Origin of the sequence: Candidatus Enterococcus myersii (assembly GCF_017316025.1) — a bacterium.
Classification (GTDB): Bacteria; Bacillota; Bacilli; order Lactobacillales; family Enterococcaceae; genus Enterococcus_C; species Enterococcus_C montenegrensis.
The window spans coordinates 97,996-108,440 of the sequence record NZ_JAFLVT010000009.1 but is presented as its reverse complement, the minus strand read 5'-3'; the positions used below and the strand labels follow the sequence as shown (position 1 = coordinate 108,440).

Genomic DNA, 10,445 nt, shown 5'->3' with positions numbered 1-10,445 from the left:
GATTTAATACTAACACCAATAGAATGAATTTCTTTTATAGAAACTGAGTTATTTTTTTACACAAAATACTTTTCAAAGATTAGAAGTGTGTTATTATTATATTAGAAAAAGTTAGCAGTTTAACTGAGTTTATTTCTAACTTTTGATTGGAATTTAATTGTCTGATGGGGAAGATTCATTATAGAAAGGAAACTGGTATGGTTGAAAAAAAGCAAGAAGTTGAAGTGCTAGCAGCAGAAGAACGGTTTTTAACAGGGGAAAATTTTTATAGCCAGCATTTTTTGGGTGCACATAAATTAACTGATGACAGTTTTGTTTTCCGAGTTTGGGCTCCTAATGCGCAACAAGTTTGGTTGGTGGGAGATTTTAATGAATGGGATGATTCACTACCTTTACTAAAGCGAGAATCAGGAATTTGGGAAGTTATAACAGATAAACCTCACGAGGGAGATCTTTATAAGTTTAAGGTGCGCCAAGCAAACGGACGCGAGATTTTTAAAATTGATCCTTTTGCCATTCGTTTTGAAGAACGTCCCGGAAGTGCAGCGGTTTTACATACTTTACAGGAGAAAAAATGGAAAGATGGGTTATGGCAAGGACGCAAAAAGCGGACGAATCATTTTAAGCGGCCTCTTAACATTTATGAAGTGCATGCAAGTTCTTGGAAGCATCATGAAGACAATACACCTTATACCTTTTCTGACTTAACAAAAGAACTCGTTCCGTATGTTAAAGAAATGGGCTATACCCATATTGAGTTTATGCCATTAATGGAGCATCCCTTAGGAAAATCTTGGGGTTATCAATTAGTTGGGTATTTTGCTTTAAGTTCTTATTATGGTACACCAGAAGAATTTCAAGATTTTGTTGAAGCTTGTCATAAAGAAAATATTGGCGTTTTAGTCGATTGGGTTCCGGGGCATTTTTGTATCAATGAAGATACCTTACCCTACTATGACGGCACGCCAACTTTTGAGTATGAAGATAGAAATCGGGCTCGAAATGTTCGTTGGGGTTCAATTAACTTTGATTTAGGTAAACCACAAGTTCAAAGCTTTTTAATCTCCAGTGCACTTTTTTGGTTGGAATTTTACCATCTCGATGGTATTCGTGTGGATGCTGTGTCTAACATGATTTACCGCGATTACGATGAAGGTCCGTGGACGCCAAATCATGAAGGAGGCAATCGTAATTTTGAAGGTTATTACTTCTTGCAAAAATTAAATGCTGTGGTGAAGTTAGCACATCCTGAAGCTCTAATGATTGCTGAAGAAAGTTCTTCTGATACGAAAATTACCGGTATGATTGAAAGCGGTGCGCTTGGCTTTGATTATAAATGGAATATGGGTTGGATGAATGACGTCTTGCGTTTTTACGAAATGGATCCAATTTATCGTGGGCATAATTTTAATCTTTTGACATTTTCTTTCATGTATATGATGAGTGAAAACTATATTTTACCTTTGTCTCATGACGAAGTGGTTCATGGTAAAAAAAGCCTGATGCATAAGATGTGGGGAGATCGGTACAAACAATTTTCACAACTACGTAATCTATATACTTATATGATTGCGCACCCGGGTAAGAAGCTGCTTTTTATGGGAAGCGAATGGGGTCAATTTTTAGAGTGGAAATATGACCATGGTTTGGAATGGGTTGATTTAAATGACGAGATGAATTTTAAGATGCAACATTTCACTAAGACGTTAAATGAACTTTATCGAACAGAAAAAGCGCTTTGGGAACTAGAGGGCAGCTATGACACGATTGAAATTATTGATGCCGATAATGATGCCGATACAGTATTAAGTTTTATTCGGCGGGGGAAAACCAAAAAAGATTTTGTCATTGTCGTTTTAAATTTAACGCCTGTCGAGCGAAAAAACTTTGCCGTGGGTGTGCCATATAAAGGAACTTACCAAGAAATTTTGAATACGGAAATGAAAGAATTTGGCGGAACGTGGGTTAAACCCAATGCTATAAAAGAGGCAATTACTGTTCCGTTTAAAGATTATGATTATCAAATTCAGACTATTGTGCCAGCACTTGGGGCATTATTGATTAAACCAGCTGAAATTAATACACGGGTGAAATCAAGTAGTAAGCGTAAAAATGTAAAAGCTGAAAAATAAAAGGGGGGAATGGTGAAATTTCACCGCAAAAATGAAAACAGAAATGTTAGCAATGATTTTAGCCGGCGGTCAAGGAACGCGGCTAGGAAAATTAACCAAAAATATTGCCAAACCAGCAGTCCCGTTTGGCGGACGTTATCGAATTATTGACTTTACTTTAAGCAATTGTGCCAACTCAGGAATTCGCAATGTTGGTGTGGTTACACAATATCAACCATTAGCATTAAACAATCATATTGGTAATGGCGCTAGTTGGGGATTAGACGGCATCAATTCAGGGGCAACGATTTTGCAACCATTCTCAAGCTCTGAAGGAAGTAAGTGGTTTGAAGGTACGGCCCATGCAATTTATCAAAATATCGCCTATATTGATCAAATGGATCCACAATATGTTTTAGTTTTGTCTGGCGACCACATTTATAAAATGGATTACGAAGACATGTTAGAAACCCATAAAGCCAATAATGCTTCATTATCTGTCGCTGTTATTGAAGTCCCAATTAAAGAAGCTTCACGTTTTGGGATTATGAATACAGATGAAAGTGATCGCATTATTGAATTTGAAGAAAAACCAGAGGAACCCAAAAACAACTTAGCATCGATGGGGATTTATATTTTTAACTGGGGACGCTTACGGAATGTCTTAATGAACAGCTACTCAAAAGATGGTCAAATGATCGACTTTGGGAAACACGTTATTCCAAACTATCTGGAATCAGGTGAAAATGTATTTGCTTACCGTTTTTCTGGCTATTGGAAAGACGTAGGCACAATTGATTCACTTTGGGAAGCCAATATGGAATTCATCGAGCCGGATATGGAATTAGAAATTCGAGACAAATCATGGCGCGTATTTTCAAAAAATACGATTTCCCCTCCGCACTTTTTAACCGAAACAGCTGCAGTGAAAAATTCATTAATTGTGGATGGCTGTTATGTTTCAGGTGAAATTAATCATTCCATTTTATCAGACGACGTACAAGTGAAAGAAGGAACCGTTATTACTGATAGTGTGGTAATGCCTGGGGCAACGATTGGAAAAAATGTTAAAATTCATCGGGCGATTATCGGGGAAAATGCGATTGTCGGGGACGATGCGGTTATTGATGGCAGCGAGGAAATTGCTGTTGTCGGCTATTCTGAAGTGATTGGAGTGACTCTTGATGAGAACTAATAAAATGTGTGCGATTTTGGGTAATTTACATCGTTATAATGAGTTATTACCATTAACCGAAAACCGTCCGCTAGCAACATTACCCTTCGATTGTAAGTATCGTTTAATCGATTTTAATTTATCCAGTATTGTAAATGCCAACATTAATACGGTGTTTATGGTCTTTAATGAAGGGGAAACACAGTCGGTTTTTGACCACATCGGCGGTGGCAAAGAGTGGAACTTAGACAGCGTTCGCAATCGTTTCTTTATTCATGTCTACCAAGATTTCTTAAAACAAAAAGCAGAAAATAAACATTATTACGATACCGTAATTGATTACTTACGCAAATCAAAGTCAGAATATACGGTCTTTATGGGCAGCAAAATGCTTTGCAACATTGATTTACGTGCTGTTTTAAAAATTCATCAAATGCAAGAAAACGATATGACAGTTGTCTATAAACGGATGCCAAAATCACAAGTTTATCCAACCGACATTGTTTTAGACGTTGAAGAACACGGCAAAATTATTGGTGCAACACAAGCAAAAGATGCGCAATTGACAGACTTGGTGAATTTATCAGCCGATATTTATATCGTTCAAACTAACCGCCTAATCGAGGCCTTATCTCAAGGTCAAAATGAGGGAGTATCTGTTAACTTAGAAAGCTTCTTACGTTCTAATATTACCAACGTGAAAAGCTCTGCTTATGAATATACTGGTTATCTAAACAATATTTTTGATATTAATTCTTACTATCAAGCGAATATGGATATGTTGGAACCACAAAAATTTAGTTCACTGTTATATTCAAGTAAGAAAATTTATACTAAATTAAAAAATGAAGTGCCGACATATTATGCACCGACTTCACAAGTAGAGAATTCACAATTTGCAACAGGTTCAATTATTGAAGGAACCGTGAAGAATTCGTTAGTTTCTCGTCACACACTAATTAGTGAAGACGCGACAGTAGAAGATTCTATCATTATGGCAAATAATAAAATTGGTACTGGGGCGCTAGTAAAATATGCGATTTTAGATAAAGAAGTTCAAGTGGCCCCTGGCGTTAAAATCATTGGGACAAAAGAAGAGCCGTTAGTAATCAAAAAACAAAGTCATGTGATTTCAGATATTTACGGAGGCGAATAAAATGAAGGTATTATTTGCTGCCGCTGAATGTGCCCCTTTTTTTAAAACAGGCGGACTTGGGGATGTTGCAGGTGCCCTGCCAAAGGAATTAGTAAAAAAAGGAATTGATTGTCGTGTCGTATTGCCTTATTTCGCTAAAAAAATTCCTGAAAAATATGCTGATCAGTGTGAAGATTTATTTTCTTTTTATGTAAATGTTGGTTGGCGCAGGCAGTATTGCGGGGTAAAACAGTTAGTTTTAAATGATGTTACCTATTATTTTTTAGACAATTTATATTACTTTGGTAATCGGGATGGTTTATACGGTTATTATGATGATGGCGAACGGTTTGCCTTTTTCCAATTGGCATTAATTGAAATGCTGGAACGAATTGGTTTTGTTCCAGATGTTTTACATGTTAATGACTACCATACTGCCATGGTTCCTTTCTTATTAAAAGAGAAGTATCGTTGGATTAATGCGTATAAAAGCATCAAAACGGTTTTAACCATCCACAATATTGAATTTCAAGGACAATACGACGGCAGTGTTTTACCTGATTTATTTGGTGTGGGGATGGAGCGTTATGAAGATGGAACTGTGCGCATGAATGATTGCTTGAATTTTATGAAAGCAGGAATTTTATACGCTGATCGCGTCAATACGGTGAGTCCTTCTTATGCTGAGGAAATACAAACACCACAATTTGGTTCAGGGCTGGATGTTATTTTACGAATGGAAGCTGGCAAGTTAAGCGGTATTTTAAATGGGATTGATTACGATTTAAACGATCCTAAAACAGATCCTGCTTTACCTTTTCATTATGACAACACAGACTTGACGGGAAAAGCGCAAAATAAAGCTGCGTTGCAAGAAAAAATGGGACTATCTCAAAGAGCCGATGTGCCGCTTTTAGCAGTTGTCAGCCGTCTAACTTACCAAAAAGGATTTAACCTTTTATTAGATGAACTACACAATATTTTACAAAATGATGTCCAATTAGTCCTACTTGGAACAGGAGATAAGGATTTTGAAAATGGCTTCCGCTATTTTGCAGCGACTTATCCAGAAAAATGTTCCGTTAGTATCTCTTTTGATGTGAACTTAGCTCAAATGATGTATGCAGCCGCAGATGTCTTTTTAATGCCTTCTGCATTTGAGCCATGTGGCTTATCACAAATGATTTCGATGCGTTATGGAACGTTGCCGATTGTTCATGAAATCGGTGGCCTAAAAGATACGGTTACACCTTTTAATATCGTGAGCGGCGTCGGAACTGGTTTTGGTTTTGCTGAATTTAGTTCCTATCAGCTTTTAAAAGCAATTGAAAGAGCGCTGATTTTGTACACTGATGATTTTGCAACTTGGCAAAGCTTAATCAAACAAGCAATGGTCAAAGATTTTAGTTGGAAAACTTCTTCAAAAGAATATGTTGCGTTATATGAAACGCTAATTTAGCAAGTAGGCAGAGGAAACCGAGAAACAGCTGACTGTTTTTCGGTTTCTTACCTGTCGAATTAAAAAGGAAATTACTAAAAAATATTTAGCTGAAGAAGGAATCTTCTTCAACTTTTTAATATCCGGGAGGAAAAGAGATGAAAATTACCAAGAAGGTTTTTAAAGAGGAAATGATCCAGCGGCTCAAAGAAAAATATGCGATGGATATCAGTGATGCAACACCGCAAGAACTTTTTCACGTTTTGGGAAGCGTGGTAAAAACGTATTATGCTGATGATTGGGTACAAACGTGGAAAGATTATTTAACTGAGGAAACAAAGCAAGTTTATTACTTTTCCATTGAATTTTTACCCGGGAAAATGCTCAAAAGTAATTTATTAAATTTAGGAATTTTAGACACCGTTCGGGATGGTTTAACCGAATTAGGTTTTTCATTGGATTCGATTGTGGAACAAGAAAAAGACATGGCTTTGGGAAATGGGGGCTTAGGGCGCTTAGCTTCTTGTTTTATGGACTCGATTGCTTCTTGTGGCTTACCAGGAAACGGCAATGGTATTCGCTATGATTATGGCTTGTTCAAACAGCGTTTTGTTGATGGGTATCAAGTCGAATTACCAGACGAATGGTTAAATAATGGGAATGTTTGGGAAGTGCGCAAAGAAAGTAAGGCTGTCGATGTGCGCTTTGGTGGAAATGTTTACATGATGCCACTAGCCGATGGTCGCTTAAAACCAGTCTATGAAAATAGTCGTCTCATTAAAGCTGTTCCTTATGATACAGCAATGGTAGGGTATCAAAATGATGTGGTAAATACCTTAAGATTATGGTCTGTCGAAATTCCAGCTTCTGAAGAAAGTAAGTATCGCAGTTTAGAAGACCGCCGCGAATTAGAAGATTTAACCGCAGTTTTGTATCCTGACGATTCCAATGAAAGAGGTCGTAGAATCAGACTTTTACAAGAGTATTTCTTTGTTTCGGCAGGTGTTCAAAGTATCGTTCGCTACTTTAAAAAACTAAATAAACCGCTAACTGCCATGAGCCAATCTATTGCCATTCACATTAACGATACCCATCCGGCTTTATGTATACCAGAAATGATGCGAATTTTGCTGGATGAATGTGATTTATCTTGGGAGCAAGCCTGGGAAGTGACTGTTAAAGTAATGAGTTACACCAATCATACGATTATGGCAGAGGCACTGGAAAAATGGCCAATTGAGTTAATGCAGGAAATGCTGCCACGGATGTATCAAATCATTGCTGAAATTGACCGTCGTTTTGTTACGCAATATCGCAAATATTATGAAACAAATTTAATCGAGCGTACTCGGATTATCCAAAATGGCCAAGTTCACATGGCGAATTTAGCAATTATTGGTAGCCATAGTACCAACGGTGTTGCTAAATTGCATACCGACTTATTGAAAAATGTCGTGTTACATGATTTTTACGTGATTTTCCCAGGGCGCTTCAATAATAAAACCAATGGTATTGCCCAAAGACGTTGGCTGCAACTTTCTAACGAACCTTTGGCAAAGATTTTAGACGAAACAATTAAAACTTCGTGGCGTAAAAAACCAAATGACTTGCATTTACTACAAAATTTCGTTGAAGATGATGACGTTTTGACAGCCCTAGCAAAAGCAAAACGAGAAAATAAAGTTGCTTTAGCCAAATATATTAAAGAGACAACTGCTATTACCGTTTCTCCTGATGCGATTTTCGATGTCCAAATAAAACGACTGCATGCATATAAACGACAGCTGCTAAATCTTTTACACATTTTGAAATTATACTTTGATTTAAAGAAACAGCCCGATTTACCGATAGAACCGCGGGTATTTATTTTCGGGGCTAAGGCGGCGCCGAGTTACACATATGCTAAAGCCATCATTAAAGCAATCAATGAAACTGCGCAATTAATTAATAATGATCCAGACATTAAAGATCGACTGAAAATTGTCTTTTTAGAAAATTATAATGTGACATTAGCAGAACGGATTATTCCAGCTGCTGATGTAAGTGAGCAAATTTCACTGGCCTCAAAAGAAGCCTCTGGTACTAGCAATATGAAATTAATGTTAAATGGTGCAGTTACCTTGGCAACTTTAGACGGTGCTAATATCGAAATTCGCGATGCCGTAGGAACAGACAATATTGTTATTTTTGGCTTAACTGAAGAAGAAGTTTATGCCTATTATCATGCACAAAACTACAATGCGATGGGAATTTATGAGGATTCACCGACTATTCAAAAGGTTTTGAATGCCTTTATCGATGGCACGATTCCTAATATCCATTCTGAAGGACAAGAAATTTTTGATTCGTTAATCAAATACAATGATGAATTCTTTGTACTAAGAGATTTTGATTCTTATTGTCGCGCACAAAAACAAATTGAAGAACTTTATCAAGATAAAAGACATTGGCAACAAATTAGTCTAATTAACATCGCCAATGCCGGTCAGTTTTCGGCCGATCATACGGTAGAACGTTATGCAGAAGATATTTGGCAAATTGAACCAGTTTTTGCCCATAAAGAAGTAATGAGGTAATCCCCATGACCAAAGTGTATTTTAATTCATGGTTAGAAGAGTATAAAAAGCCCTTTGGCGCGATTTTGGTTAATGAGTTTATATCCTTTAAGTTTAAAGCAGATGATCCTAACGTCACAGGGGTAACGTTAGTAATAGCCCGTGATGGCGGTCAAAGCCATACGATTAAGATGGAAAGTTATGGCACGGCAATTTATCATTTTGATTACTTTTTCAACGAGGGGAAAGGTGTTTATTTTTATTATTTTGAATTACATTATTTAGATGCCAACCACGCAGAATATACCCGATATTATGGTGCAGTAGCAGGAGGCGGCCCAGGAAAGCTGGTCGATCACTTAGAGGAGATAAATGCCTATCAAGTGACCTGTTTTGAAAAAAAAGAAACAGCTCCTAAATGGTATCGTAAAGGCGTTTTTTATCAAATTTTTCCCGACCGTTTTTATAATGGTAATCCCAAGGAGTTAGTAAATAATCCTAAGGCCAATACATTTATTTATGGTAGTAAAGAAGATACTCCGATGTATATTAAAGATGAAAACGGCGATATTGCCCGCTGGGATTTTTTTGGAGGCAACTTTAAAGGAATTAAAGCTAAAATTCCCTACTTAAAAGAATTGGGAATTACAGGGATTTATTTGAATCCGATTTTTGAAGCCAGAAGTAATCATCGTTATGATACGAGTAACTATCTGAATATCGACCCCATTTTAGGAACAGAAGAAGACTTTGCTGATCTTTTAGATGCGTTGCATCAAAATGATATTCATGTCATTTTAGATGGTGTATTTAGCCACGTAGGGCGTAACAGTCTTTACTTTAATTACGACGGCGCTTACGGTATTGATAAAGGAGCATATCGTAATATTCATAGCCAGTATTATCCTTGGTTTACCTTTAACCGCTATCCAGATGAATATAATTCTTGGTGGGGAGTAAAAGATTTACCAGAAATTAATAAAGAGAACAAAGAATTCCAAGATTTTATTTTTGGTTCTGCTGGTGTTTTACAAAAGTGGAATAAATTTGGTATTGATGGCTGGCGCTTAGATGTGGCGGATGAATTGCCAGACGAGTTTATTGCCGGTATTCGAAGCAATTTGGACCAATTTGCGGACAAAGTTTTGTTAGGTGAAGTCTGGGAAGACGCCTCTAATAAAATTTCTTATGGCAAAAGACGCCAATATATTTTAGGAAACCATCTCCAAGGGGTTATGAACTATCCTCTAAGAGAGCAAGCACTAGCTTTTCTTATGGCAGATTGTCGTCCAGAAACTATTGCCAGCCATTTTACAACCTTACAAGAAAATTATCCTCGGGACATCTTTTACAATAGTTTCAATAATATTGGGACCCACGATACGGAGCGAATTTTAACGCAATTAAATGGCGATAAACGAAAACTGTCACTGGCTTTTGCTCTGTTGCATCTTTTTCCGGGTGTCCCTTGTGTCTATTATGGTGATGAAGCTGGTTTAACTGGGGGCAAAGATCCAGATAACCGCAAGTTTTTCCCTTGGGATAATATTGAGGAAGACTGTTATGAAGCTTGTCGTAAATGGATTTCTTTACGGGCAGAAAATCCGGTTATTTACGAGGGAGATTTTCTGCTGTTGTACACAGAACGGATTTTAGGAGTACTGCGTTATGATGCAGAAGACTTTGTTTTAGTCTTTTTTAATCCGACAAACGGGCTTCAAGTTTTGAATGTAGCAGAAATTCAAACATTGCGTCCCTTACCGATTGCTAAAGAACGCTTGCAGGCGATTATTGGGCGTAACAATACGATTCAAGAGGCCGGAACGCTAACTTTTAGTGGTAAGTTGTTTGAATAATTTATCTTTTTGATTAATAAAAATATTCCTGAACAAAATAAAACTGCAAGTAAGCTCCTACAGGTAAACTGCGTTTGTGGCAAATTTTGTTCAGGTTTTTTTGTATATTTTTTTAAAACAATTGTTATTCGTAGCGAATTTCGCTAGATTTTGGTACTTTATGGTATGATGAAACA

General features: G+C 37.0%; 6 protein-coding genes. All 6 read left to right on the top strand.

The genetic code is table 11. The features are described 5' to 3' along the window. Window positions 1-197 precede the first annotated feature (197 nt). The 6 genes from glgB to JZO76_RS08785 all read left to right on the top strand — a co-directional run bounded on the left by glgB (window position 198) and on the right by JZO76_RS08785 (window position 10,269). Window positions 198-2,132, top strand: coding sequence for a 1,4-alpha-glucan branching protein GlgB (gene glgB / locus JZO76_RS08810; protein WP_206903748.1), 1,935 nt, complete (start codon window positions 198-200; stop codon window positions 2,130-2,132). A 31-nt stretch (window positions 2,133-2,163) separates the two neighbouring features. After that, window positions 2,164-3,306, top strand: coding sequence for a glucose-1-phosphate adenylyltransferase (locus JZO76_RS08805; RefSeq protein WP_206903747.1), 1,143 nt, complete (start codon window positions 2,164-2,166; stop codon window positions 3,304-3,306). Then, window positions 3,296-4,441, top strand: coding sequence for a glucose-1-phosphate adenylyltransferase subunit GlgD (glgD, locus tag JZO76_RS08800; protein ID WP_206903746.1), 1,146 nt, complete (start codon window positions 3,296-3,298; stop codon window positions 4,439-4,441). Before JZO76_RS08805 ends, glgD begins: the two co-directional genes overlap by 11 nt. Window position 4,442: 1 nt before the next feature. Then, on the top strand, window positions 4,443-5,879 hold the full coding sequence (gene glgA / locus JZO76_RS08795; protein ID WP_206903745.1) for a glycogen synthase GlgA: 1,437 nt from the start codon (window positions 4,443-4,445) through the stop codon (window positions 5,877-5,879). Between the two features lie 143 nt (window positions 5,880-6,022). Next, window positions 6,023-8,434: a glycogen/starch/alpha-glucan phosphorylase gene (locus tag JZO76_RS08790; RefSeq protein WP_396140044.1), complete on the top strand. Its 2,412-nt coding sequence runs from the start codon at window positions 6,023-6,025 to the stop codon at window positions 8,432-8,434. 5 nt (window positions 8,435-8,439) lie between these two features. Beyond that, window positions 8,440-10,269 (top strand): glycoside hydrolase family 13 protein, encoded by a 1,830-nt coding sequence (locus JZO76_RS08785; RefSeq protein ID WP_206903743.1) that lies wholly within the window; start codon window positions 8,440-8,442, stop codon window positions 10,267-10,269. Window positions 10,270-10,445 lie beyond the last annotated feature (176 nt).

Bases quoted from the DNA above. Each gene is read 5' to 3' on its own strand.
- glgA (WP_206903745.1), top strand. From the start codon at position 4,443: ATGAAGGTATTATTTGCTGCCGCTGAATGTGCCCCTTTTTTTAAAACA.
- JZO76_RS08805 (WP_206903747.1), top strand. From the start codon at position 2,164: ATGAAAACAGAAATGTTAGCAATGATTTTAGCCGGCGGTCAAGGAACG.
- glgB (WP_206903748.1), top strand. From the start codon at position 198: ATGGTTGAAAAAAAGCAAGAAGTTGAAGTGCTAGCAGCAGAAGAACGG.
- glgD (WP_206903746.1), top strand. From the start codon at position 3,296: ATGAGAACTAATAAAATGTGTGCGATTTTGGGTAATTTACATCGTTAT.
- JZO76_RS08785 (WP_206903743.1), top strand. From the start codon at position 8,440: ATGACCAAAGTGTATTTTAATTCATGGTTAGAAGAGTATAAAAAGCCC.